This window comes from Embleya sp. NPDC050154 (assembly GCF_044460165.1).
Lineage (GTDB): Bacteria > Actinomycetota > Actinomycetes > Streptomycetales > Streptomycetaceae > Embleya.
Genome location: NZ_JBITJP010000014.1, coordinates 111,150 through 136,565, shown reverse-complemented (window position 1 = coordinate 136,565; position 25,416 = coordinate 111,150). Strand labels below are relative to the sequence as shown.

Below are 25,416 nucleotides of genomic sequence, written 5' to 3'. Positions count from 1 at the left end.
CGGCCACCGCCCCGATCAGGAGCGGCGTTCCGCGATGAACACCGCGGTCGCCTCGGCGGTCACCTCGCCGTCGGCGCGGATCTCGCCGGTCGCGAAGCTCTTGCGCCCTTCGCGACCGGTCCAGCGTCCGGTCAGCTCCAGCGGTACGTCGTAGGGCGTCGCCCGGCGGTAGCGGATGTCCAGCCCGGCGGTCAGCCCGGGCGCCCCGGCAGCGGACGCGGCGACGCCGAGCAACTGGTCGAGAACGACCGCCACGATCCCGCCGTGCGCGCGGGCGGGCGGACCGCCGTGTGCCGCGGTCAGCGTGCAGCGGGCGTGGATCTCGATCGACTCCGGCTCGGCCGAGGGGTCCGGCCTCGGCGCGACCTCCTCGAACACCAGCCTGGGCGCCTGCGGATTGAGCCGGCCCGAGCCCATCTGGGTCAGGTGCTCCAGCCTGCCGTTCGGATACCGGATCAGCGACACCGCCTGCGGGCGTCGGGCGGCGCCCAGCAGTGCGGTCAGTTCGGCGACCCGCCGGGCCGCGTCCGCGCGCGTCGCCGGGTCCACGTCCGTCCACACCACCGCCTCGACCAGGTCCCGCACCCGATCCGCGAGCTCCAGCGCCTGCGGGGTCACGCTCTCGGGGCCGGGCAGCGTGCCGGCCATCAGTTCGGCGAGGGCGGTGGCCGAGGCCGGCGGCAGCGGCCTGGTGTTCGAGTTCATACCCGTACCTCCGTGACACTTTTCTTGATCTTGCCAAGAATGCGGGCAAAGAATATGACGGTGCATCAGATCTAACGGTCTATCAGATCCGGCCCGACCGGATCTCGGTGAGGGAGTGCGGCATGGTGACGATCGCGGAACTCGTCCATCACCAGTGGGGCGACCAACGGACCGGGCTCTACTTCGAGGATCGAACCTGGACGCACCACGAACTCGCCCGCGCCGCCGCCGCGCGGGCCGCGCTGCTGGCCGACCTGCTGCCGGGCGGGGCCGAGCCGCACGTGGGAGTCCTGCTCGACAACGTGCCCGAGTTCCCGATCTGGCTCTCCGGCGCGGCGGTGGCGGGCGCCACCCTGGTGGGGGTCAACTCCACCCGGCGCGGCGCCGAACTGGCGCGCGACATCACGCACGCCGAGTGCGCGGTGATCGTCACCGAGCGCGCGCACCTGCCGCTGCTGGACGGGCTCGACCTGGGCATCCCCGCCGAGCGCATCCTGGTGGTCGACGATCCCGGGTACGACGAGCGACTGCGGCCGTACGCGGACGCCGCGCTGCCCGCACTGGTCGCGGACCCCTCGGACCGGCTGCTGATCGTGTTCACCTCCGGCTCCACCGGGGCGCCCAAGGGCGTGATCTGCTCGCAGGGCCGGCTGGCCGGCGCCGGGACCGTGTTGTCCGAGCAGTTCGGCTTCGGGCCGGACGACGTCAACTACATCTGCATGCCGATGTTCCACGGCAACGCGCTGATGGCGAACTGGTCGCCGGCGCTGCGCGCGGGCGGCGCGGTCGCGCTGCGCCGGCGGTTCTCGGCGTCCGCGTTCCTGCCCGACATCCGGCGCTACGGCGCGTCGTACTTCACCTATGTGGGCCGTGCGATCTCCTACCTGCTGGCCACCCCGGAGCGGCCCGACGACCGGGACAACCCACTGCGCGCCGGATTCGGCACCGAGGCGGGCGCGGTGGACATGGCGCGCTTCGAGGCGCGCTTCGGGTGCGCGTTGACCGAGGGGTACGGCTCGTCGGAGGGCGGGATGAGCGTCAACTGGCGGCCGGGCACCCCCGCCGGTGCGGTCGGGCCGTGTCCCGAGAACGCCTCGGTGCTGGATCCGGCGACCGGAAAGGAGTGCGCCCGGGCCGAGTTCGACGCGGCGGGCCGGCTGGTCAACGGGGACGCCGCGATCGGCGAGCTGGTCAACACCGGGCGCAACGGCTTCGAGGGGTACTGGCGCAACGAGGAGGCGTCGGCGGCCCGGGCCCGGGACGGGCAGTACTGGACGGGCGACCACTTCTACCGGGACGGCGCCGGATATCTGTACTTCGCCGCCCGCTCGGACGACAAGCTGCGGGTGGACGGCGAGAACCTGGCGGTCGCCGGCATCGAGGGCATCCTGGCGCGCTTTGCGCCGTTCGAGGTCGTGGTCGTCTACGGGGTGCCGGATCCGGTGACCGGGGATCAGGTGATGGCGGCCGTACAGGTGCGCGAGGGCGCGGTGTTCGATCCGGAGGAGTTCGCCGCGTTCCTGGCGGAGCAGTCGGACCTGGGCGCCAAGATGGCGCCGACGTTCGTGCGGGTGGTGGACGAGGTGCCGACCACGGCGACCAACAAGGTGCACAAGGTCGGTCTGCGGCGGGCGGGCTTTCGGGCGGCGGGGCCGGTGTGGTGGCGGCCCGCGCGCGGCGCCGGGTACGGCCTGCTCGACGACGCGGGGCGGGCGGAACTGCTCGACCGCTACCGCGCGCACGGGCGGGAGGGCGTCCTGGACCTGTGAGCCGCGCCTTGGACCTGTGAGCCGAGCGGCCGCGCCGCCTCGACCCGGCGGGTCCGTACCCGCGACCGGGGTCGGGGCCGGCGCTCGGGCGTGGAACGTGGTCGTGGGTCACCGAAATCGCCTCGACGGCTTGGTTGGCGACGGTTTCGGTACGTGCGACGGACCGGACCCGGTAGCGTGCCGGCAGCACGGGTCCGGACCGGTGGACCCATCGACCACGGGAGAGGCATGCAGTCGCCTGACGACGCGGTGCCCGGACAACCGGCGGACCGGTCGAGGCCCGGATCCGAGACCGGTGCGACGGTGGGCGTCTCGGCCGCCGGCCCGGCGACGGGTCGGGGCACGGAGTCCGACCCGGACCCGGTGATCGCCCGGATCCCGGAACAGTCGGGGGAGCGCTCCCCCGTGGACGTGCCGATCGACACGGCCGTGCCCGCGGACGAACGGCGCTCGACCGCGGTGCGTTCGATCTCCGCGCTGTTCGCCGTGCTCGCGATCCTGGTCACCCTGGTCCACGTGTTCTTCGTGTTCCTGCACGTCGCGCCCAACAACACGCTGACCCAGGACTACCGCAAGCCGACCGGCACCTGGATCTACCCCTACTTCGAGCAGAACTGGGCGTTGTTCGCGCCCAACCCGATGTCGGAGAACTTCCGCGTGCAGGCCCAGTCGCGGGTGCGCAACGCGGACGGCACCGTCGTCGAGTCCGACTGGTCCGACCTGACCGGGGACGACCTGAAGCACATCCGGGGCAACCCGTATCCGAGCAAGGCCGACCAGAACATGATCCGACGCGCGTGGTCGAGCTACGCCGACGCGCACGACGCCAAGGACGAATCGGCGATCGGCGCGCGCGGCCCGCTGACCCAGAACTACCTGCGGCGCATCGTGGTGCACCGGTTCCAGGACGCGGGAGCGAACCGCTCGGTCGAATCCGTCCGGGTCCGGGTCGCCACCACGCCGATCGGCAGGCCGGACGCCAAGACCAAGCCGGAGACCTCGTACCGCATGCTCGGCTGGTGGGAGACGAAGCCCGATGACTTCCGCTGACCCGACGCCGCGCGTCGCGGCGAGCCCGTACCGCCGGGTGGAGGACGCCGTCGCCCGTCGACTGGTGTCCGCCCTGGACACGGTGAGCACCCGTACCTTCGCCGTGCACCAGGCGGCGCTGCTGCGGATCGGCTACGGCCTGGTCTTCCTGGTCGGCCTGATCCGCGAATACCTCAACCGCCGGGAGATCTGGGGCGACCGGTCCGCGTGGTCGCCGGAGATGGCCAGGGAGTTGCTCAGCGGCATCGACGGGGTGAGCCTGCTCCTGGAGAGCGACACGCGCTGGTGGTTCGAAGGCGTCTACCTCGCGGCGATCGTGGTGAGCGCGCTGTTCGTGCTCGGATGGCACACCCGGGCGATGAGCGTGCTGTTCGCGGTCATGGTCGTCTCGTTCAACAGCCGGTCCATCCTGATGACCGACGGCGGCGACACCGTCCTGCTGCTGATGTCGATCTACCTCGCGTTCACCGCCTGTGGACGGGTGTGGTCGCTGGACGCACGCCGGGCCAGGCGCACCGGGATCCGCCCCGGCACCGGTCCCGGACACGAGGTCGGCGTGCTGGTCGGCCTGCTCGCGATGGTCGCGCTCGGCACCACGTGCCGAGCCGACTCGTGGACCCCGGAGCCCGAGTTCTCCTTCGCGTTCGTCTGCCAGTGGATCTGGATCCCCGGCATCGCGATCGTCTTCGGCGCGCTGTGGCGGCTGCCGCGTGCGGCCGAACAGGTACGGGCCGGCCTGGTCACCGTCGTGCACAACTGCGCGCTGTTCGTGATCGCCGCCGAGGTGTGCTTCATCTACGGCGCGGCCGGGCTGTACAAGGTGCAGGGCTCGTACTGGCAGGACGGCACGGCCATGCACTACGTGCTGAACCTGGAGTACTTCGCACCGTGGCCCGGGCTCAGTCTCACGCTTGGGGAGAACGCCCAGATGGGCGTCCTGATGGGCTACCTCACGGTCTTCATCCAGGTCGGCTTCGTGTTCATGCTGTTCGCCAAGCGGGTCAAGTACGTCGCGATCGTGATCCTGCTCGGCATGCACTTCGGCATCGCGATCCTGCTGGGACTGCCCGCCTTCTCCGCGTCGATGTCGGTGGGCGACGCGCTGTTCCTGCCCACCGCGTTCCTGATCTGGACCCGCTCGCGAGTGGTCGGCCGACTGATGGACCGGCTGCGCCGCGGACCCACCGGGCCGGCCCCGACGCCCGCGGGCCGCGAGGCGGCGCCCGCCCCGCCGGTACCCGGCGGACTCGAAGGAGTGGCCTCGACCTCGGGTCGGGTCTGATCGCTCTCGACCGTCGGCGGGCGATCCCGCCCGTCGCGGACCCGGCGGCCGGCCGGCGCGCACCGCCCGCCGGCCGGCCGAGACCCGTGCGCGGCAGGTCCTACGCTGCTGTCATGAACGCGCACGAGATGGAGACCCTCGCGCTGTGGCGGGCCGCGTCGCCCGGCGCGGTGCTGCTGGACGGGTTCCACGCCGTCAAGCACGCACTGCGATTCGGCGCCGAGATCCGTGTCGTGCTGACCACCGACCGGGCGGCGGTGCGCGCCCTCGCCGACGAACTCGCGGCCGACGTGGGCGGCTATATAGAGGAGACGGCGCGTGAGGTGTCCGTGCCGTTCCTGCGCGAGTTGATCCCGCGCGGCGGCCCCACCGGGGTGGTCGCGCTCGCCCGCCGCCCCGAGGCCGGCCCCTCCGGCGAACCCGCGCGCACCGCGCCGATCGTGCTCCTGGAGAACCCGCGCAACCTCGGCAACGTCGGCGCGGTCGTCCGGCTCGCCGCCGGATTCGGCGTCGCCGCCGTGCTGACCACCGGCGACCTGGACCCGTGGCACCCGAACGTGGTCCGCGGCAGCGCCGGACTGCACTTCGCGACCGGCGTCGCCCGGGTGGACTCGGACGCGTTGCCCACCGGCCCCCTGTTCGTGCTCGACCCCGAGGGCGTCGACCTGCGCGCGACCGAGATCCCGGACGACGCGATCCTGGCCTTCGGCACCGAGCGGCACGGCGTCTCGGCGGCGCTGCGCGGGCGCGCCGACCGGCGCGTGGCCATCCCGATGCGACCGAGGGTCTCCAGCTACAACCTCGCCACCAGCGTCGGGATGACCCTCTTCCGCTGGTCCGAGACCTCCGCGAACGCGCCCACGTGAGCGGCTACGACGCGGTGGTCCTGGCCGGCGGCGCGGCCCGCCGGCTGGCCGGCGCCGACAAGCCGGGCCTGCTCGTGGCCGGCGTCTCGCTGCTCGACCGGGTGCTGGCCGCCGCGGCCGGAGCCGAGCGGACCGTTGTCGCCGGTCCGCGCCGGAACACCCGGCGCGAGGTGGTGTGGGTGCGCGAGGACCCGCCCGGCGGCGGACCGGTGGCCGCGCTGGCCGCCGCGCTGCCGCTGGTTCGCGCCGAGACGGTCGTGCTGCTCGCGGCCGATCTGCCGTTCGTGCCCACCGCGTTGATCGACCGCCTGGTCGCCGCCCTGGAGCCGGCGGTGGATCGAGGCGACGGGTACGCCGGCGCGGTGGCGGTGGACGCCGACGGGCGCGATCAGATCCTGCTCGCCGCCTACCGCACCGCGGCCCTGCGGGCGGGCGTCGCGGCCCTGCCCGAACCGGCCGGGGCGCCGCTGCGCCGGGTGGTCGAGCCGCTCGCGCTGCACCGGATCCGGGCCGATCCCGACGCCGTCTTCGACTGCGACACCTGGGCGGATGTGCGCGGCGCGCGAGCCCGGTCGGGGAGGATGGACACAGCCCCGAAGAGGAGAGACATGACTGGCTTGGAAGAGTGGACGGAAGCGGTCAAACAGGAGCTGGGCATCGAACTGGACGTGGACATCGCGGCGCTGCTGGACATGACCCGGGTGGCGGCGCACAACGTACAGCGACCGGCCGCGCCGCTCACCTCCTTCCTGGTCGGCTACGCGGCGGCCAGTCGCGGCGGCGGCGCGGCCGCCGTGGCCGAGGCGCTGCGGCAGGCACGAGAGCTCGCCGAACGCGCCGGCGCGGAGCCGGGCGCCTGATGACCCTTCGGGAGGACCGGGCCACCATGCCGCGCTCCGAGTCGCACCAGCCGCAGGCACTGGGCTGGCCCGAGGCCCGGGCCACGGCCCGCGCGGCCGGCCGACCGCTGCCCGTGGTCTCGCGCACCCTGCACCACGCGCGCGACCACGTGCTGGCCCGGCCCATCGTCGCGCTCACCGACCTGCCCTCCTTCGACACCTCGGCGATGGACGGATGGGCGGTCGCCGGACCCGGGCCGTGGCGGGTGCGCGGCCGGTTGCTCGCGGGCGAGGCCGGCGAGGGCATCGGCGTGATGCGCGACGGCGACGCGGTGGAGATCGCCACCGGAGCGCGGGTGCCGCGCGGGGCCACCGCCGTGCTGCGCAGCGAACAGAGCCGGGTCGAGGGCCGCACGCTGTTCGGCGACGTGCACATCCAGCAGGGCACCGACATCCGCGCGTGCGGCCAGGAGTGCCGCCGCGGCGACGAGTTGTTGCCGGCCGGCACCACGGTCACGCCGGGGGTCACCGGGCTGGCCGCCGCCTCCGGCTACGACGAACTGGTGGTGGTCGACCGGCCTCGGGTGGAACTCCTGGTGCTGGGCGACGAGTTGCTCGACTCCGGGCTGCCCAGGGAAGGCCGGATCCGGGATGCGCTCGGCCCGTTGATCACGCCGTGGCTGCGCACCCTCGGCGCCGACCTGCTGCGGGTGCGCCGGGTGGGAGACAGCCTGGACACGCTGCGCGGGCACGTGAGCACGTCCCGCGCCGACGTGGTGATCACCACGGGCGGCACCGCCGACGGCCCGCGTGATCATGTGCACCCGCTACTCGCCGACCTGGAGGCGGACGTGCTCGTGGACGGCGTCGCGGTCCGCCCGGGTCATCCGATGTTGCTCGCGCACCTGCCCGGCGAGCGTCCCGGCGCCGGGCGTTACCTGGTCGGCCTGCCCGGCAACCCGCTGGCCGCGGTGGCCGGCATGCTCACCCTCGCGGTACCGCTGCTGCGCCGGCTCTCCGGCCGCCCGGAGCCGCGCCCGCGCCGGATCCGGGTCGGCGCCGACATCGCCGGCCACCCGAGGGACACTCGGCTGGTGCCGATGCGCGCGGATCGGCCGCTGGCCTTCTCCGGCCCGGCGATGCTGCGCGGGCTCGCGGTCGCCGACGGCATCGCGGTGGTGCCGCCGGGCGGCGTGCGCGCGGGCGATCGGGTAGAGGTGCTCGGGGCGCCGCGATGAAGACCGTGCGCTTCCCCGACGACCGACCGGCCGATCGGCGCGGGCCGCGCGGTGCGCTGGCCCGGCCGCTGCCGGCACTGAAGAAACGTACCGACGGACCGGCGGGCCTGGCCGGTCAGGCGGGCGCGACCGTGCACATCCCCAAGGACCGTCCCGGTCCGCTCATGCAGGTGTTGCGCCGGTTCGGGATGGCGCTGCTGGTTCTGGCGGTCACCATCCTGGTCGTCTATCTCGACCGGGACGGCTACCGCGACACCGTGGACGAGCACGTCTCGCTGCTCGACGCGGTCTACTACGCGACGGTCACCCTGTCCACGACCGGCTACGGCGACATCACCCCCGCGAGCGACGGCGCCCGCCTGGTGAACGTCGTCGTGATCACCCCGCTGCGGGTGATCTTCCTGATCATCCTGGTCGGCACGACCCTCGAGGTGCTCACCGAGCGCACGCGGGAGCAGTTGCGGCTCAACCGTTGGAGGTCCACGTTGCGCGACCACACGATCCTGGTCGGCTACGGCACGACCGGGTACAGCGCGGTGCACACGCTGATGGCGCAGGGGGTCTCGCGCGAGAACATCGTCATCGTCGACTCCGACCCCGAGGCGGTCACCGAGGCGAGCGACGACGACAAGCTCGTGGTGGTCTCCGGCGACGCCACCCGGGCCGAGGTGTTGCGCCGGGCCGAGGTGGAGCGGGCCCGGAACATCATCGTCTCGGTCAACCGGGACGACACCGCCGCCCTGGTCACGCTGACCGCGCGGCAGTTGAATCGGCGGGCCTGGATCGTGGTCGCGGTCCGCGAGGACGAGAACGCGCCGCTGATCCGGCAGAGCGGGGCCGACTCGGTGGTCACCACCGCGAGCGCGGCGGGCCGGCTGCTGGGAGTCTCCATGCTCAGCCCGAACGTCGGCGAGGTGATGGAGGACCTCATGCACTACGGCGAGGGCATGGACCTGATCGAGCGGCCGATCGACAAGCGCGAGGCGGGCAAGTCGCCGGGCGAGTGCGGCGATCTGGTGGTGGCCGTGGTGCGCGGACACCGCACGCTGCGGCACGACGACCCGGAGGCGGCGGTGCTCGGCGCGGGTGACCGACTCGTGGTGATCAAGACGCATAAGCCGCAGCCGAAGACGGGCGACTCATAGGCTGGTGGCCATGTTTGCGATCACGATTGCCGAACCGGGCGGACCCGAGGTACTGAACTGGACCGAGGTCCCGGACGAGAAACCCGAACCCGGCGAGGTGTTGGTGGAGGTGGCCGCGTCGGCGGTCAACCGGGCCGATCTGTTGCAGCGACAGGGCTTCTACCAGCCGCCGGCCGGCGCTTCGGCCTACCCCGGCCTGGAGGCGTCGGGTCGGATCGTCGAGGTGGGCGCGGGCGTGTCCGGCTGGGCGGTCGGTGACCGGGTGTGCGCGCTGTTGGCGGGCGGCGGCTATGCCGAGCGGGTCCGGGTGCCCACCGGCCAACTGCTGCCCGTGCCCGCGGGCATGGACCTGATCACGGCCGCCGCGCTGCCCGAGGTGGTCTGTACCGTCTGGTCGAACGTGTTCATGGTCGCCCACCTGCGCAAGGGCGAGACCTTTCTGGTGCACGGCGGGTCGAGCGGGATCGGCACGATGGCGATCCAGCTGGCCTCGGCCGCGGGCGCGCGGGTGTTCACCACGGCGGGCTCGGCGGTCAAGCTGGAGCGCTGCCGCGAACTCGGCGCCGAGGTCGCGATCAACTACCGGGACGAGGATTTCGTGTCCCGGGTCCGCGAGGCCACCGACGGGGCCGGCGTGGACGTGATCCTGGACAACATGGGCGCGAAGTATCTCGATCGCAACGTGGACGCGCTCGCGGTCAACGGCCGGCTCGTGGTGATCGGCCTCCAGGGCGGCGCCCGTGGCGAGTTGGACCTCAACAAGCTGCTGACCAAGCGGGCCGCGATCGCGGCGACCTCGCTGCGGGCCCGCCCGATGTCGGAGAAGTCCGCGATCGTCGCGGCGGTACGCGAACACGTGTGGCCGCTCCTGGACGCGGGCCGGGTCGAGCCGATCGTCGATCGGGTGCTGCCGGTGGCCGAGGCGGCCGACGCGCACCGGGTGCTCGAGGAGAGCGGACACATCGGCAAGGTCCTGCTGAAGGTGCGTTGACGCGGTCCGGGGCCGCCGGCGCGGCAGACGACGCGCCGGCGCGGTCCGGGCGGTGTGGTCCGGACGAATGAAAATCGGATGACCATTCCATTGCGCCGAATGTCGCTGAACGGGTCTTTTGTCGATTTTCCTTAGTCTGACCGCATGCCTACCCCCGGCGGCTTCGCGCGTCGACTGGCTGCCGGGTGTGTGCTCACGGCGGCCCTCGTCCTATCCGGTGCCTCGGCGCTCCCCGGCGCGTCGGTGCTGCCCGATGCCCCGGCGCTCGCGGGCCCGTCACCCCTGCCCTCGGCCGGCGCGGTCGACGGGTCACGGCCGCCGGCCGACGAGCCGGACCCGGGGGCGTCCCCGCGCGGCCGGCCGCCGGCCGCGCCCGAGTTGCGCCCGGATCCGCCGGTGCACGTGGACGCGCCGGCCGAGCCGACCGGGCCGCCCCGACCCGCGCCGGTCACGGACGCGCCGACGCAGCAGGAGTGGGAACGACTGCTCGACCGGCTGGCCCGACACGGCGCCCGCCCGGTGACCGACGAGTCGGGCCGGGCGGTGCTCGACGTCGAGAACGAACTCGTGCTCACCGGCGGCGCCGCCGGCCTGGACGCGCTGCGGTCCTGGGGGGCGGAGGTCGCCGAGGACGATCGACCCGGGGTGTACGCGGTGCGCTCCGGCGGCCGAATCGTCGCGCGCTACCTGATGGAGTCCGACCCGCACGCCCCGACCGACCCCTCGGCTCCGGTCACCTCTTCGGTCTTCGATGCGCCGCCCACGCTGCCCAAAACCGGTCCATCCGTTGTGAATTTGACTCTGATGGGCCTCGGGGGAGCCGGTATCGTCTGCGCCGGTGGACTGCTCGTCCGGTGTTTCCCGGCACCGCGACGACGCTGACCGGCGGGATGGACGTCGGTCCCGCCGGTCAGACTGGGTGTCTGGCGCATCGCGGATGAAGGGTGCAGGCTCGTCGAGGATGCGAATCGTGATACAGCGGTACCTTCCGGCAACGTCCGACCGGTGGTGGGGGAAGGAGGCGTGATGTGGTCGATCGGCGGGTTTCACCGGCGGATACCGCTGGGCCCGACGATCATCGCGCTGGCCCTGATCACGCTGCTCGTACTCACGAACATCTGCGGCTCCGGCCCCGGCGTGCAGGCCCGACACGATCGGAGCGGGCCCTCGCCCGCCGACATCCCGCCGCAACTGCCCGCCCAGGACCAGAGCATCGAGGCCGGCCCGGCACCGACCGGCGGTGCCACGCCCGCGCCCGACGGTTCGGCGCCCACGAGTGGGCAGCCCGTTCCGGTGCCCACGGTGACCGTGACCGAGACGGTGACGGCACCGCCCGGGAACGCGCCCGGTTCCGGTGGCCGGACCGGGAACACGACGAGCACCCCCGCCCCCGGCGGACAGTCCGGTGGATCCGGCGGCGCCGCCGCGACGACCGGCTCCGGCGGCCGGACACCCACCCCGCCGCCGCCGTTGGGTCAGCGGTTCCGGGTGAGCGACGTACGGCTCAGCGCCGACCGCGCCAACGGTTCCTACGTGCGCTGCAACGGACTCGATCAGGTGACGTTCGTCGGAACGGTGCTCGTGGACGGGGTGGGTCCCGGCGACATCGTCTTCCAGTGGGTGTACGAGAGAGGGCTGCTGCTCCCGCAGGACATCCTGCACTTCACCGGCTCCGGCCCGCGCCAGGCGAGTATCCCGATCACCTGGGCGATCCCGCCGCAACTGTTCGGTGAGGCGAGCGGTGTCCTGCAACTGCTGATCCTCCAGCCGGTCGCGAACGCGCAGACCGAGCGGTACACGTTCAACTTCAACTGCCGGGGCGGCTCCCCCTCCAACGACCGCTGACCCTCGTTCGCCGGTCGAGCCCGGTCGGGCTCGGCTCGGCCGCGGGCGGGTCGTTCGCCTCGTCGTCGGTCGCGACCAAGCCTCCTTCCGCCGGCGGTTTCCCGGGACGCTCCCACCGCGTGCCGGTCTTGCGCTCTTGAGCATACCGGGTATACATACTCGGTATGTCCATCAAGCACGGTCTGCTCGCATTGCTCGATCAGGGCCCTCGATACGGCTATCAGCTCCGGACCGAATTCGAGGCCCGGACCGGATCCACCTGGCCGCTCAACGTCGGTCAGGTCTACACCACGCTCGGCCGCCTGGACCGCGACGAACTCGTCGCACCCGACGGCGAGGACGACGAGGGGCACGTCTTCTACCGGATCACCGACAAGGGTCGGGCCGAACTGCGCGAGTGGTTCGAGGCGCCGGTCTCGCGCACCAGCCCGCCCCGGGACGAACTCGCGATCAAGCTCGCGATGGCGGTCACGGTGCCCGGGATCGACGTCCGGTCGGTGGTCCAGGGACAGCGCGCGCACACGTTGCGGGCGTTGCAGGACTACACCCGGCTCAAGACCCGCGCCGCCGAGGACGACCTCGCGTGGCAACTCGTCCTGGAATCACTGATCTTCCACGCGGAGGCCGAGGTTCGCTGGCTCGACCACTGCGAGGCGCGGCTGGCCCGCCGGGCAGCCGAGCGGGAGCCGGCACCGACTCCCGCGGACGAGCGACCCGCACCCGTCCGCAAGCGCGGGGCGCGTCGATGACCAAGGGCACAGGGGGCACAGTGGAACCGGTACTGGAACTCAGGTCGGTGGGCCGGATCCACGGTCGGGGCGACGTGCGCGTCGAAGCCCTGGCCGAGGTGGATCTGGCCGTCGCGCCGGGCGAGATGCTCGCCGTGATGGGACCGAGCGGGTCGGGCAAGTCGACCCTTTTGATGCTCGCGGGCGGACTGGACCGGCCCACCCACGGCGAGATCCTGGTCGAGGGGCAGGAACTCGGCGGGCTCAACCGGCGCCGGATGGCCGCGCTGCGCAGGCGCAGCGTCGGCTACGTCTTCCAGGACCTCAACCTGGTCCCGGCACTGACGGCCGCGGAGAACGTCGCGCTGCCGCTCGAACTCGACGGCGTGTCGATCCGCCGGGCCCGGCAGGCCGCGCAGGCGGCGCTGACCGAGGTCGGTCTCGAACACTTCGGCGACCGCTTTCCCGACGACATGTCCGGCGGCCAGCAACAACGCGTCGCGATCGCCCGCGCGTTGGTCGGCGAGCGCCGACTGGTGCTGGCCGACGAGCCGACGGGCGCGCTCGACTCGACCACGGGCGAGGCGGTGTTGCGGGTGCTGCGGGCGCGATGCGAGGCCGGTGCGGCGGTGGTCCTGGTGACCCACGAGGCCCGGCACGCCGCGTGGGCGGACCGGATCGTGTTCCTGCGCGACGGTCGGCTCGTGGACGACACCGGTTCCACGGCCGACGCCGAGTCGCTGCTGTCCCGGGGTGGTTCGCGATGAGCGTGGGCTCGTGGCGGGCGACCTTGCGGATCGCCCGTCGGGACGCGCTGCGGGCCAAGGGACGCAGCGCGCTGATCGTCGCGATGATCGCGCTTCCGGTACTGGGGATGAGCGCGGCCGACGTGTCCTGGCGCAGCGTGCAGTTGGACACCGACGAGGTGATCTCGCGCTCGATGGGGCAGGCGGACGCCCTGGTGCGGGATACCGCTTCGGAGCGGCAGGGCGACGGGACCTCGTCGCCCGCGGTCGCGATTCGACAGGATGTCGAAGGCGACGAGTGGCGTCCGGCCGACCTGGATCGGCCGCCGCCCGGGCAGTCCGTAACACTGCTGCCGACCGGCGGATTGCCCGATCGGCCGGCTTCCCGGGCGGCGAGTGCGGCGATTCCCGGGGTGACCGAGCGACTGATCGACCGCTTCGGGTACGGGACGGTGTCCACGGAGCACGGTCGGACCGAGGTACAGATCCGCGAGTTCGACTACACCGCGCCGCTCGCCGAAGGCATGGTGTTCCAGCGTCGGGGGCGGGCCCCGCAAGCCCTCGACGAGGTGGTCGTCACCGAGGAGTTGCGTCGTTCGGGCGGATACCGGGTCGGTGGGCGACTGACCGAGAAGTCCACCGGTCGCACGTTTCGCATCGTCGGCACGGTCGATCTGCCGAACCATCTGCGCAAGTCCGTGGTGATCGGCCGGCCGGGCGCGGTGCTCGACGCGATGCGTGCCCTGCCGGGGGCGAGTGGTTCGTTCGCCGAGCAGGTCGACGAGCTGATCCGGGTGCCGGGCGGGGTGTCGTGGGCGAAGGTCAAGGAGGCCAACCGGCAGGGCTTTGTGGTCAAGTCCGCCGTGGTACTCGAGGATCCGCCCGCGAGCGACGAGTTGCAGTACGAGACCCCGCGCCAGTGGGTCGACTCGCGCGCGCTCAGGCTCGGTGGCATCGGCGTGGGCCTGGGCCTGCTGGAGATGATCCTGCTCGCCGGCCCGGCCTTCGCGGTGGGCGCGCGCCGCAAGCGGCGCGAACTCGGGCTCATCGGCGTCGCGGGTGGCAGCCGTCGACACATCGGCGGGGTGGTGCTCGGCGGTGGTGTCGTGCTCGGCGCGGTCGGCGCTCTGCTCGGCACGGCCCTGGGCATGGCGGTCGCGGCCCTGCTGCGGCCGTGGTTCGCCGAGAAGTCCGGCCGGCTGCTGGGCCGCTACGACGTGCGCGCGCTCGAACTGCTCGGCATCGGCGCGGTCGGGGTGGCGGTCGGCGTACTCGCCGCGCTGATCCCGGCCTGGCTCGCGGCCCGTGAGGACATCGCCGCGTCGTTGTCCGGCCGCCGAGGGGTGCGCCGAGGTTCGCGCGTGCTGCCGATCGCCGGGGTCTTCGGTGCCGCGCTCGGCGTCGCCATCGCGCTGTACGGCGCGGACGGCGCGAACGACAAGGTCATCGTCGCGGGTGTGGTGGTGGCCGAACTGGGCCTGGTCGCGTGTTGCCCGGCACTGATCGGAGCGACCGCGAAGCTCGGTCGCTTCCTGCCGCTGAGCCCCCGATTGGCGCTGCGCGACGCGGCCCGCAGCCGCCCGCGCAGCGCGCCGGCGGTGGCGGCGGTGATGGCCGCGGTGGCGGGTTCGGTGGTGATCGCGGTGGTCTGGTCGAGCCAGAACGCGGACGAACGGAACAGGTACCGCCCCAACGCCCAGGAGAACCACGTCCTGATCGGTTTCCCCGGGCGTGTGCCGGGGAGCGGGCCGCCGGGCGAGACGGCGGTGAGCACGCGTGGAGCCGAGGAGATCCGGCGGGCGGTCGAGCGGATCCTGCCCGACGCGAAGGGCGGACCACTGGGCACGCTGGGCGGAACCTGTGTGCAGGAAGGCAGGTGCGTCACCTTCCGGCCGGAGAAGTTGCCCGAGGCCCGCTGCCCGGCCCGCCCCGGCGACGACCGGTGGCGTGACGATCCCAGATGCCGGTACGAGACCCGGGCCCGGAACGGTTTCTTCCAGTCGGTGGTCGGGGACGCGGATCTGCTGCGCAAGCTGACCGGCGCGGACGACCCACGCGCGATCGAGGTGTTGTCCCGCGGCGGGGTGGTCCTGTTCGAGGACGGGTACGTCGGGCCGGACGGCAAGGCGGAGGTCAAGTCACAGGAGGTGTTCTCCGGCCTCGGATCGGTCCACATGCCCTCCCCGGGAGCGGCAGAGTCGGAACGTCCGGGTGTGCGGTTGCCCGCGGTGTCGGTGCAAGCCCCCTTCGGCCTGTCCGGCATGTTCGCCTCGCCGGAGGCGGCGCGCGTGCTCGGGGCCGTCGTCGAACCGGCCGGGTTGGTCTACGACGCCGGGCGCTCGCCCTCGGACGCGCAGAAGCAGCGGCTGGAGGAGCAGGTGGCGAAGGTCTCCGAGCAGGGCTTCGTCTTCGTCGAGCGCGGATTCCAGCCGATGAGCGACGCGCGGATGTTGTTGCTCGCGGTGTTCGCGCTGGTGGTCACGGTCGGCGCGTCCGGGGTGGCCACCGGGCTGGCACTGGCCGACGCGCAGAAGGACCTGGCCACGCTCGGTGCGGTGGGCGCGCCGCCGAGTGTGCGGCGCCGGTTGTCCGCGTTCCAGAGCGGGGTGATCGCGTTCCTGGGGACCGCGTTGGGACTCGCGGCGGGCGTACTCGCGGGGGTGGTCGTACGGCGAGGACAGAAGTCGGCCGTGTGGGACGTGATGCCGGCCGAGGCCAAGAGTCGGCTGCACGCTCCCGAACTGGTGATTCCGTGGTCGCAACTGGGCCTCGCGCTGATCGTGCTGCCGATCCTCGCGGCCCTGCTCGCGGCGCTTTTGACACGATCGCGTGCGGTGGTGCGCGGCAGGACGGCTTAAGCCCTCGGCGCTCCTAGGATGAGATGTATGGACACGCCGAACAGCGAAGCGAATGGTGAGAACCCGCAGGTGGTGATCGTCGGGCCGGATGGCATGGCGCTCGGCGGCGGCCTCGGTGAAGAGGGCGGTGAACTCGCGGTGACCGACATGGTTGAACAACCCGCGAAGGTCATGCGCATCGGCAGCATGATCAAGCAGCTTCTGGAGGAGGTGCGCGCGGCTCCTCTCGACGAGGCGAGCCGGGTGCGACTCAAGGAGATCCACGCCAGCTCGATCAAGGAGCTGGAGAAGGGACTCGCCCCGGAACTGGTCGAGGAGCTGGAGCGGCTCTCGCTCCCGTTCACGCACGACTCGGTACCCAGCGAGTCCGAGCTGCGGATCGCGCAGGCACAGCTGGTGGGCTGGCTGGAGGGTCTGTTCCACGGCATCCAGACCGCGCTGTTCGCGCAGCAGATGGCGGCGCGCGCGCAACTGGAGACGATGCGTCGGGCACTCCCGCCCGGCGTGGTCCCCGGTGGCCAGGGTGAGCCGCCGCACACCCAGTCGGGTCCGTACCTCTAGCGTTTGGGAGGGGCGTACCCCGGAGCGGTGCTCGATGGCGCCGACCCGGTGCGCTCCCGTCGCGTCTCTGACAGGCTGTCGGCGGTGCGACGGGAGCGCTTTTCGGTAGGTCGATTCGTGCCGGGGTCGTGCGCGAGTCGTGCGGCGTGGAGGGCGGCCTGACGGTGACCGTTTCGGGAGACCCGGCTCGGGCGAACGGGCGTGTCTTCGGCGGCGGGCGGTATCGCACCGGGCGCCGGATCGGCGGCGGCGGCATGGCCGTGGTGTACGAGGCCCACGACCTGGTGCTCGATCGGCTCGTCGCGGTCAAACGCCTGCGCAGCGACCTGGCCGAGGACACCGTCGCGCGCTCGCGGTTCGCCCGCGAGGCCGAGCACGCGGCGGCGCTGAACCACCCCACGATCGTCTCGGTGTTCGACACCGGTGCGGACCCGGGCGAGGACGGCGTGCTGGTGCCGTGGATCGTGATGGAGCTGATCGAGGGGCTGACCCTGCGCGATCTGCTGGAGGCACACGGTCCACTGCCGTGGCCGCGTGCCCTCGCGATCACCGCGAAGGTGCTGGACGCGCTGGAGTACAGCCACGACCGCGGCCTGGTGCACCGCGACATCAAGCCGGTCAATGTGATGATCACCCCGGGCGGCGCGGTCAAGGTGATGGACTTCGGCATCGCCCGTGCGCTGTTCGTCACCGACGGCGCGCTCACCGACCCCGGTCGGATCATGGGCACCCCGCAGTACTTCTCACCCGAGCAGGCGTTCGGACATCCCGCGTCCACCCGCAGCGACCTGTACTCGGTGGGATGCCTGCTGCACGAGCTGCTGGTCGGGGTGCCGCCGTTCGACGGCGGTACGGCGGTGCACATCGCCTATCGACACATGCGCGAGGAGCCGACCCCGCCGTCCGTGTACCGGCCCGACGTGCCCGGCGCGGTCGACGACCTGGTCCTGCACGCGCTGCGCAAGGACCCGCACCTGCGCTTCGACACCGCCGGGCGGATGCGCGAGTCGGTGCGTCGGATCCTGCCCGCGGACGTCTGGGACTCGGTCCTGTACGGCGCCGGCGTCCCGGCGCAGTCCGGGCGGCCGCCGGGGACGCCGACGCCGCAGCGGCCCGCCCGTCCGTCCGCCGGCGGTCCGCCGTGGGCGCGGGTGTTGTCCGGGTTCGGACCCCGGGCCCGTTCGGCGGGCGCGCACAGCGCGCCGGGGACGTACGGCCGCAAGACCGGTGTGGGCGCCGCGTTCGCGGCGACGGTGCTCGGCGTGCTGGCGGTGCTCGCCTCGATCCTGATGTTGCGTTGATCGAGTCGGCCGGATCCCGCGGGTGGGCGGTGCCCGGAGCACACAAGGCATCGGCCGGGGATCCGGAATCCCGTTACCATGGGCAATTCACACGGAGTACCGCTGATCCCGGTATCGTTTCGGGACTTGACGCGAGGATGCGCCACATTTCATCTGCACACCGGCGCGGGCCAACGCCCCGGCGCCACGTGAGGGGACTGTCGAGGATGAGCTCCGAGTCCCCGGCCGCAACCCTGACGCCCGAATCGGCGTGCCTTTGTGGCCGGCCGATCGTTGGAACCGTCGTGCTCCCCCGCTCCCGTGGTGCTTTCCGCTCTCCCCTGCTCGCGGCGGACGCCATCGCCACAGTTCGGCGGCCCCGGACGGGCCGCCCCGACGCGCAGGGCGAGGAGCGATGACCGCGCCGACGGGACCGGACGAACGTGAGACGTCCGGCACACAGGTGAAGACGGTCGGGTCCGGCCGCTACGAACTCGGTCGCCAACTCGGCCGAGGCGGCATGGCCGAGGTGTTGATGGCCCACGACGTGCGGCTCGGTCGCACCGTCGCGGTCAAGACGCTGCGCCCGGACCTCGCGCAGGATCCGGTCGCGCGCTCGCGGTTCGGCCGCGAGGCGCAGAACGCGGCGTCGCTCAACCACCCCGCGATCGTGTCGGTCTACGACACGGGCGAGGACCAGGTCGGCGACGAACTGGTGCCGTTCATCGTGATGGAGTGCGTCGAGGGCCGCACGGTCCGGGAACTGCTCGGCGAGGGCAACCCCATACCGCTGGAGCAGGCGCTCCGGGTCACGGAGGGGATCCTGGAGGCCCTCGAGTACAGCCACCGGAACGGCATCATCCACCGCGACATCAAGCCCGCGAACGTGATCATCACCAACTCGGGCGCGGTCAAGGTGATGGACTTCGGGATCGCCCGCGCGATGCACAGCGCGGCGACCACGATGACCCAGACCGGCATGGTCATGGGCACGCCGCAGTACCTGTCGCCGGAGCAGGCCCTGGGCCGCACCGTCGACGCGCGCAGCGACCTGTACTCCAGTGGCTGCCTGCTCTACGAACTGCTCGCGCTGCGTCCGCCGTTCAACGGTGACACGCCGCTGTCGGTGGTGTACCAGCACGTCCAGGACGAGCCGCGTCCGCCGTCGATGATGGACCCCCGGGTGCCTCCGCACCTGGACGCGATCGCGTTGAAGGCGCTGGCGAAGAACCCCGACGACCGGTATCAGACGGCCGACGAGATGCGGATGGACATCCGTCGCGCGCTCGCCGGTCAGCAGGTCTCGGTCGCCGTTCCGCCGCGGGTGCCCACCCAGCAGAACCGGCCCGAGTTCGGTTCGTGGAGCCAGGTCGCCGCGGGTTCCGCGGCAGCGGGGCACACCGGCTCCACCGACGCGACGGCGGCGATGCCACCGCTGCCGGGGCAGTCGGGCACCGGGTCGCAGCAGCGTCCGCCGGCCAACGACGGCGGCACCGGGCCACTGCCGATCCTGCCGCAGGAGCCGGCGCACAAGCGCAGGCTGCCGCTCTATCTGGTGGCCGCGCTCGCGGTGATCCTGGTGCTGGTCGGTGCGGTGCTCCTGGTCAAGGGCCTGCCCGGGGACGGGGACAGCCCCTCGGATGACGATCCGGTCGGACCCGCCGTGTCGGTGACCAACGACAGTGGCGCGCAACCGGGGAACAACAACAACCAGCCCAGCCCCGACGCGAACACCAAGGGCACGTCGGGCGCGACCCCGTCCAACCCGACGCAGACGTGGCGGCAGACGACGCCGCCGTCCAACACGCGCGATCCGGGCGGGACGACCTCGGGACAGTCGCACTCGCCGTCCTCGACCCCGTCGAACAAGCCGTCCGAGACGAGCCGGCCGAGCACGTCGGCCACCGTGCCGCAGGGTTCGACCAAGGGCGGCGGCGAGACGAAGCCGCCCGACTCCGGCGGCGCCGCCGCCGGGGGCAATCCGGCGGGCGGCAGCGGTACGACCCCCTGAGTCGTAGGCCCCCGAGTCGCACGACCTCCGGGTCGCACGGCCTTCGGGTCGCACGACCTGCGGGCCTGAGACCTCAGGGCCGAAGACGCGAAACCCGCGCGAGCCACGATCGGTGGCGCGCGCGGGTTTTCTCGTGCGGGGCCGGTTCGTCAGCCCAGGAACGCCTTGAGGACCTCGTCGTAGGCCATCGTCCACCACACGATCAGCGCGGCGGACGCGGGGAAGAGCGGGGCACAGCGCGGGTCGTGCTCGAGGTAGTGCCGGGTGAGCATCCAGAAGTCGTTCAGTCGCTCCCACCACAGCCGGTGCACGGCGGCGGCGAGCTGGGTGGGCCCCGGATCGAACACCGCGCGATAGCCGTCCACGAAACCGCGTACCCGATCGAGGTCGAGCGTGCCGGAGATCGGATCGGTGAAGAAGATCAGCGCGGCCCGGACCAGTTCCTCGGTGTCGGGCAGCGCCGCGAGCCGGTCCCAGTCGATGATCGCGACCGGTTCGCCGGCGCGGTACAGCAGGTTCAGCGGATGGAAGTCGCCGTGTACGTAGCCGGTTCCCGGCGCCTCGTGGTCTCGTGGTCTGCGGTGCGCGTACCGCAGGAGCATTGCGCGGCGCTCGATCAGGCGCAGCTCGGCGAGCCGGTCGAAGGCGTTCGGGCCGGGCCGGGCGCGGATCCGGGTGAGCAGCCGCTCGACGGTGGCCAGTGATTCGTGCGGGTCGGCCGTGGGCACCAGCAGCGGCTGCTGGATCGGCGGCAACAACTTCGGCAGCGTCACGTGCACGCCGCCGAGCAGCGCGCCCACCCGCGCGCAGCCCCGGGCGTCGAGTTCCGTGCCGCGTCGGTGCTCGCCGTCCACCCAGGGGTACAGCGCGAACCAGCGTCCGCGCGAGGTGAGTGCGGTGCGCCCGTGCCGGTCGGCCACCGGCGGGATCGCGGGTATCCCGCACGCGGCGAGCCGCTGGGTGGTGTGGTGCTGGAAGCGGATGGTGTCGGGTCGTTGGTTCAGATAATGCTTGAGAAACCAGCGTCCCCTGGTGGTGACGACCTCGTAGCCTCGGTTGAGTAGGCCCTCGGCGATGGGTCGGAACGAGAGTGCCTTGCCGACCCGGTAGCGATCGATCGTCACAGCCAGTGGGGACCCTGGCCGGGAGGGGATGTACACGGGCGTCAATCTATGTCACGGAAAGCAATCATATTGCTACTCTGTGCAACCTTCACGCGTAAGCGTGTCTTTGCTGTCACGCGTTCGAGGAGGCGGTTGGTGCGTACACCGATACCGGGCGATGCGCGATCGGCTCAGCCGAACAACTTCTCCAGCACCTGGGCGACGCCGTCGTCCTGATTGCTCCCGGTATGCCGGATCACCGCCGCGAGCACGTCGGGGTGCGCGTTTGCCACCGCGTACGCCTGTCCGGCCCAGGCCAGCAGCGGCAGATCGTTGGGCATGTCGCCGAACGCCACCACGTCCTCGGTACGGATCCCGCGCTGCGCGCAGAACCAGGCCAGCGTGCTGGCCTTGCTGATCCCCAGCGCGCTGATCTCGACCAGGGCGATCGAGGAGGAGTGGGTGAACTCCGCGTACGCGCCGGCCCGGTCGCGGGCGAGCGCGAGGAACACGTCGGGATCCAGGCTGTGGTGCCGGGCGAGCAGCTTGAGCACCGGCCCGGTGAGCAACTCCTCGACCGGACCGACCGCGTGCACGATCGACACGTCGCGCTCCAGCGCGGGGTAGTCGGGCTCGTGCATGAAGCCGGTCTCGGTCTCGACCGCGAAGGACACGTCCGGTACCGCCTCGCGGAGCAGCCGGGTCACCTTGCGCGCGGCGGTCACGTCCATCGTGTGGGTGCCCACCACACGTTCGGCCCGCAGGTCGTAGACCACCGCGCCGTTGCCGCAGATGGCCAGGCCGCGATGGCCGGTGACCTCGGCGACGCGGCTCATCCAGCGCGGCGGCCGACCGGTCACGAAGACCACCTCGGCGCCGGCGGACTCGACGAGTTCGAGCGCGGCGAGGGTGCGTTCGGAGATGGATCCGTCGTCGCGCACGATGGTGCCGTCGAGGTCGGTGGCCACTAGGCGTGGGCGATTCGTGATCGTCACGGGTACATCCTCGCTCAGAAACGATTCACCCGGTCCGGGGGGCCGGGCCGACCGACCCGTCGGCACGGATCGGCTCAGTCGAGTTGGGCCAGGCCCTCGGTCGCGATGCGTTCGAAGACCGTCGGGTCCGCCTCGAAGACGGAGTCCGGCACCGGCCAGTGCAGCACCAGTTCGGTGATGCCCACCTCCCGGTAGCGGCCCGCGTAGTCGACGAACGCGTCCACCGAGTCCAGCGGTCGCTCCAGCGTCGAGCCCTGGAGCAGGACCTTCTCCAGCTCGTCGGGCTTGCGGCCCTCCTCCGCGCAGATGTCGGACAGCCGCGCCAACTGTCCGGCGATCACGGCGGGGCAGTCCTGTGCCGGGACGGCCTTGGGGTCGCGGGGGTCGCCGTAGCTGATCCAGCCCTCGCCGTGCCGCGCGGTCAGCCGCATGCCCCGGGGGCCGGTCGCCGCGATGTACATCGGCAGCCGCGGGCTCCGCCGGCCGGCCGGGATCATCCGGACGTCGTGGGCGGTGTAGTACGCGCCCTGCTCGGTCACCGCCGGCTCGGTGAGCAACCGGTCCAGCAGCGGAACGAACTCGGCGAAGCGGTCGGCGCGCTCGCGCGGGGTCCACTCCCGTTGTCCCAGGGCGGTCGCGTCGAACCCGGAGCCGCCCGCGCCGATGCCCGCGATCAGCCGACCGTCGGAGATGTCGTCGATCGCCGCGAGGTCCTTCGCGAGCGTGACCGGGTGCCGGAAGTTGGGCGACGTGACCATCGTGCCCAGACGCAGCCGCTCGGTGGCCGTCGCGGCGGCGGTGAGTGTGGGCACCGCGCCGAACCAGGGCTGCTCGCGGAAGCTGCGCCAGGACAGGTGGTCGTAGGTGTACGCGGCGTGGAAGCCGAGGTCTTCGGCGCGACGCCAGACCTTTTGGCCCTCGGTCCAGCGGTGGATCGGGAGGATCACAGTGCTCAAACGCATCCGTCGACCATACGTGCCCGACCGAGCGGGACCGGCGGACGGGCCGGCCGGCCCGTCGGCTACGGGACGTAGGCACCCGCGCGGGCCGCGGCCGCGGCGGCCGTCGCGGCGCGCTCCGCGCTTGCCTCGTCCAACGGGTCGCCACTGGCCAGCAGCCGGTAGTACAGCGGCCCCGATACCGCGCGGATCACCTCGTGCGGGTCGGTGCCCGGCGGCGCCTCGCCGCGCTCGATCGCGGCCTCGACGCAGGGCGCCCACTCCTTGATCCGGGTCGCGTAGAACGCGTGCAGCGCCTCCGAGGTCCGCGCGTCGCAGGTCGCCGCGGCGATCACCGCCTTGAACAGCGCCCCCTGCCGCTCGTCGGTGAGCGTGCGGCGGACCAGGTGCGCGTTGGCCCGCAGGTCGCCGAGCAGCGACCCGGTGTCGGCGCGCGACACCGAGCTCTCGGCCATGTCCACCAGCAGGTCCGCGACCAGGCCCGTGGTGTTGCCCCAGCGCCGGTACACGGTGGTCTTGCCGACCTCGGCGCGCTGCGCGACATCGGCCAGGTCGAGACCGGCGAAGCCGCGCTCGGCGAGCAGATCCCCGGCCGCGCGCAGCACCGCCTCGCGGACCCGGGCGGTGCGTCCGCCGGGTCGGACCGTGCCCGGATCGGCCGGTGCGTCGGTCGGTGCGGCCGGTGCGTCGGCCGGTGCGTCGGCCGGTTCCGCAGAGCGGTCGGCGGAGCCGGGAGGGGGATCGCCGGCGAGACCATCCGAAGCCATAACGGGACTCCTGTTCCATTAAGTCGATCCAGCGTGCTACCTTCGGGGCATCTTAACGGGAAAGCAGACCCGTTAGAGCATCTCGGGAGACGCACATGTCCACGCTCGACCACCGCGCGAGGCCCGTCGAGGCCGCGCCCGCCGCACCGCCCGCCGCACCGCCAGCCACATCGGCCGACGCATCGCCGGACGCCCCGCCCGAATCGCGCGGCGACCGGATGACCGGACAGCAGAAGCTGATCCTCACCCTTCTCCTCGGCGCCCAGTTCATGATCGCGGTGGACTTCTCGATTCTGAACGTCGCGCTGCCCGTGGTCGGCGAGGGCCTCGGCTTCTCGCTGAACAACCTCCAATGGGTGGCCACCGCGTTCGCGCTGACCGCCGCCGGATTCACCCTGCTCTTCGGCCGCGTCGCGGACCTGTTCGGCCGCAAGCGACTGTTCCTGGGCGGCATGGCCCTCCTGGGCGCCTCCTCGGCGCTCGGCGGCTTCGCCACCTCGCCCGAGATGTTGCTCACCGCGCGGGTACTCCAGGGCCTGGCCACCGCCGCGGTGACGCCGGCCGGCCTGTCGCTTTTGACCACCGCGTTCAAGGAGGGACCGCTGCGGGATCGGGCGCTGGGCCTGAACGGCGCGCTGATGTCGGCGGGCTTCACCGCCGGAGCGGTCCTGGGCGGCCTGCTCACCGACATGCTGTCCTGGCGCTGGGCCTTCTTCGTCAACGTCCCCGTCGCCGCGCTGGTGCTGATCCTCGCGCCGTCCGTGATCACCGACTCGAGGCCGACCCACCGGCCCAAGCTGGACGTCCCCGGCGCGATCGCGGTCACCGGCGGTCTGCTGGCACTCGTCTTCGGGCTCACCCAGGCCGGCGCCGAGGGCTGGGGCGAGCCCACCACCCTCGGGGCACTGATCGCCGGTGCCGGACTCCTGGTCGCCTTCTGGTTCATCGAGCGAGGCTCCGCCTCACCGCTGGTCCCGGTCGGCATCATGAAGCGCCGCAGTGTGCTGTGGGGCAACATCACCGGCCTGATCGCGTTCGTCACCGAGACCTCGCTGGTCTTCCTGCTCACGCTCTACCTCCAGGAGGTCCTGGACTACTCGCCGTTGGCCACCGGGCTCGCGTTCGGCGTGCTGGGCATCGGCACGGTCATCGGCGGCACGCTCGGCGGCCGGGCGGTGGGCCGGTTCGGCACCCGCGCCACGATCGTCGGCGGCGGCGTCGTCCAGGCACTGGCCACGCTGTCGCTGGTCGCCCTCGGCAGCTCCGGCGGGTGGATCTGGCTGCTGCTCGCGGCGACCTTCGTCGGCGGCATCGGCAACATGCTGATGATCGTGGGCTTCATGGTCACCGCGACCTCGGGCCTGCCGGACGCCGAGCAGGGCCTGGCCACCGGTCTGGCCACGATGACCCAGCAGGTCGGCATCACGATGGGCATCCCGATCATGAGCGCGATCGCCACCGCGCGAATGAGCTCGCTCGGCAGCACCGGACCCGACGCGGTCCTGTCCGGGGTTGCCGTCGCGATCCTGATCGACTCGGCCCTGGTCCTGCTCGGGGCGCTGCTCGCGGGGCTGTTCCTGGCGCCGCGTCGGGCTCGGCGGACGACGGTCTGAGTGCCGACCGGCGGCTCGGCGGGCACCAACCTGGCCGCGCGGGCCCCGGCCCGCGTCCCGCGTCG

22 protein-coding genes are annotated in these 25,416 nt (G+C 72.3%); 17 read left to right on the top strand and 5 right to left on the bottom strand.

Features of this window, described 5'->3' with window-relative positions:
• Positions 1-15 precede the first annotated feature (15 nt).
• Positions 16-705, bottom strand: a complete 690-nt coding sequence (locus ACIBSV_RS27880; protein ID WP_395867692.1) for a PaaI family thioesterase — start codon at positions 703-705, stop codon at positions 16-18.
• 122 nt (positions 706-827) lie between these two features.
• On the opposite strand from ACIBSV_RS27880, the gene ACIBSV_RS27875 reads away from it, so the two are divergent.
• The 16 genes from ACIBSV_RS27875 (at position 828) to ACIBSV_RS27800 (ending at position 19,914) form a co-directional block, all read left to right on the top strand.
• Positions 828-2,474, top strand: a complete 1,647-nt coding sequence (locus tag ACIBSV_RS27875) for an AMP-binding protein (protein WP_395867690.1) — start codon at positions 828-830, stop codon at positions 2,472-2,474.
• A 228-nt stretch (positions 2,475-2,702) separates the two neighbouring features.
• Positions 2,703-3,524, top strand: a complete 822-nt coding sequence (locus tag ACIBSV_RS27870) for a DUF5819 family protein (protein ID WP_395867688.1) — start codon at positions 2,703-2,705, stop codon at positions 3,522-3,524.
• Positions 3,511-4,806, top strand: coding sequence for an HTTM domain-containing protein (locus ACIBSV_RS27865; protein WP_395867686.1), 1,296 nt, complete (start codon positions 3,511-3,513; stop codon positions 4,804-4,806). Before ACIBSV_RS27870 ends, ACIBSV_RS27865 begins: the two co-directional genes overlap by 14 nt.
• Before the next feature lie 113 nt (positions 4,807-4,919).
• Positions 4,920-5,672: a TrmH family RNA methyltransferase gene (locus ACIBSV_RS27860; RefSeq protein ID WP_395867684.1), complete on the top strand. Its 753-nt coding sequence runs from the start codon at positions 4,920-4,922 to the stop codon at positions 5,670-5,672.
• Positions 5,669-6,532, top strand: coding sequence for a DUF6457 domain-containing protein (locus tag ACIBSV_RS27855; protein WP_395867682.1), 864 nt, complete (start codon positions 5,669-5,671; stop codon positions 6,530-6,532). Before ACIBSV_RS27860 ends, ACIBSV_RS27855 begins: the two co-directional genes overlap by 4 nt.
• On the top strand, positions 6,532-7,749 hold the full coding sequence (locus tag ACIBSV_RS27850; protein WP_395867680.1) for a molybdopterin molybdotransferase MoeA: 1,218 nt from the start codon (positions 6,532-6,534) through the stop codon (positions 7,747-7,749). Before ACIBSV_RS27855 ends, ACIBSV_RS27850 begins: the two co-directional genes overlap by 1 nt.
• Positions 7,746-8,894 carry a potassium channel family protein gene (locus tag ACIBSV_RS27845; RefSeq protein ID WP_395867677.1) on the top strand — a complete coding sequence of 383 codons (1,149 nt, stop codon included), beginning with the start codon at positions 7,746-7,748 and terminating at the stop codon, positions 8,892-8,894. Before ACIBSV_RS27850 ends, ACIBSV_RS27845 begins: the two co-directional genes overlap by 4 nt.
• Before the next feature lie 10 nt (positions 8,895-8,904).
• Entirely contained in the window at positions 8,905-9,885 is a 981-nt protein-coding gene (locus tag ACIBSV_RS27840; protein ID WP_395867675.1) for an NAD(P)H-quinone oxidoreductase, read from the top strand.
• 144 nt (positions 9,886-10,029) lie between these two features.
• Complete coding sequence (locus tag ACIBSV_RS27835) at positions 10,030-10,767, top strand: hypothetical protein (RefSeq protein WP_395867673.1); 738 nt, start codon at positions 10,030-10,032, stop codon at positions 10,765-10,767.
• A gap of 144 nt (positions 10,768-10,911) precedes the next feature.
• Positions 10,912-11,730 (top strand): hypothetical protein, encoded by an 819-nt coding sequence (locus ACIBSV_RS27830; protein ID WP_395867671.1) that lies wholly within the window; start codon positions 10,912-10,914, stop codon positions 11,728-11,730.
• Positions 11,731-11,894: 164 nt separating this feature from the next.
• Positions 11,895-12,479: a PadR family transcriptional regulator gene (locus ACIBSV_RS27825; RefSeq protein WP_395867669.1), complete on the top strand. Its 585-nt coding sequence runs from the start codon at positions 11,895-11,897 to the stop codon at positions 12,477-12,479.
• Complete coding sequence (locus tag ACIBSV_RS27820; RefSeq protein WP_395867667.1) at positions 12,476-13,225, top strand: ABC transporter ATP-binding protein; 750 nt, start codon at positions 12,476-12,478, stop codon at positions 13,223-13,225. The genes ACIBSV_RS27825 and ACIBSV_RS27820 overlap by 4 nt, the downstream gene beginning before the upstream one ends.
• On the top strand, positions 13,222-16,062 hold the full coding sequence (locus ACIBSV_RS27815) for an FtsX-like permease family protein (RefSeq protein ID WP_395867665.1): 2,841 nt from the start codon (positions 13,222-13,224) through the stop codon (positions 16,060-16,062). The genes ACIBSV_RS27820 and ACIBSV_RS27815 overlap by 4 nt, the downstream gene beginning before the upstream one ends.
• A gap of 27 nt (positions 16,063-16,089) precedes the next feature.
• Positions 16,090-16,623, top strand: coding sequence for a bacterial proteasome activator family protein (locus ACIBSV_RS27810; RefSeq protein ID WP_395867663.1), 534 nt, complete (start codon positions 16,090-16,092; stop codon positions 16,621-16,623).
• Between the two features lie 164 nt (positions 16,624-16,787).
• Positions 16,788-17,924 carry a protein kinase gene (locus ACIBSV_RS27805; RefSeq protein ID WP_395867661.1) on the top strand — a complete coding sequence of 379 codons (1,137 nt, stop codon included), beginning with the start codon at positions 16,788-16,790 and terminating at the stop codon, positions 17,922-17,924.
• 394 nt (positions 17,925-18,318) lie between these two features.
• Positions 18,319-19,914: a protein kinase gene (locus tag ACIBSV_RS27800; RefSeq protein WP_395867659.1), complete on the top strand. Its 1,596-nt coding sequence runs from the start codon at positions 18,319-18,321 to the stop codon at positions 19,912-19,914.
• A 149-nt stretch (positions 19,915-20,063) separates the two neighbouring features.
• On the opposite strand, the gene ACIBSV_RS27795 is transcribed toward ACIBSV_RS27800, so the two are convergent.
• The 4 genes from ACIBSV_RS27795 to ACIBSV_RS27780 form a co-directional block, all read right to left on the bottom strand.
• Entirely contained in the window at positions 20,064-21,038 is a 975-nt protein-coding gene (locus ACIBSV_RS27795) for a phosphotransferase (protein ID WP_395867657.1), read from the bottom strand.
• Positions 21,039-21,208: 170 nt separating this feature from the next.
• Positions 21,209-22,012, bottom strand: coding sequence for an HAD family hydrolase (locus ACIBSV_RS27790; RefSeq protein WP_395867655.1), 804 nt, complete (start codon positions 22,010-22,012; stop codon positions 21,209-21,211).
• A gap of 74 nt (positions 22,013-22,086) precedes the next feature.
• Positions 22,087-22,974: an LLM class flavin-dependent oxidoreductase gene (locus ACIBSV_RS27785; protein ID WP_395867653.1), complete on the bottom strand. Its 888-nt coding sequence runs from the start codon at positions 22,972-22,974 to the stop codon at positions 22,087-22,089.
• A 59-nt stretch (positions 22,975-23,033) separates the two neighbouring features.
• Positions 23,034-23,738, bottom strand: a complete 705-nt coding sequence (locus ACIBSV_RS27780; protein ID WP_395867651.1) for a TetR/AcrR family transcriptional regulator — start codon at positions 23,736-23,738, stop codon at positions 23,034-23,036.
• Positions 23,739-23,833: 95 nt separating this feature from the next.
• Between ACIBSV_RS27780 and ACIBSV_RS27775 the strand changes: the two genes are divergently transcribed.
• Complete coding sequence (locus ACIBSV_RS27775) at positions 23,834-25,351, top strand: MFS transporter (protein WP_395867649.1); 1,518 nt, start codon at positions 23,834-23,836, stop codon at positions 25,349-25,351.
• The last annotated feature ends 65 nt before the right edge of the window (positions 25,352-25,416 follow it).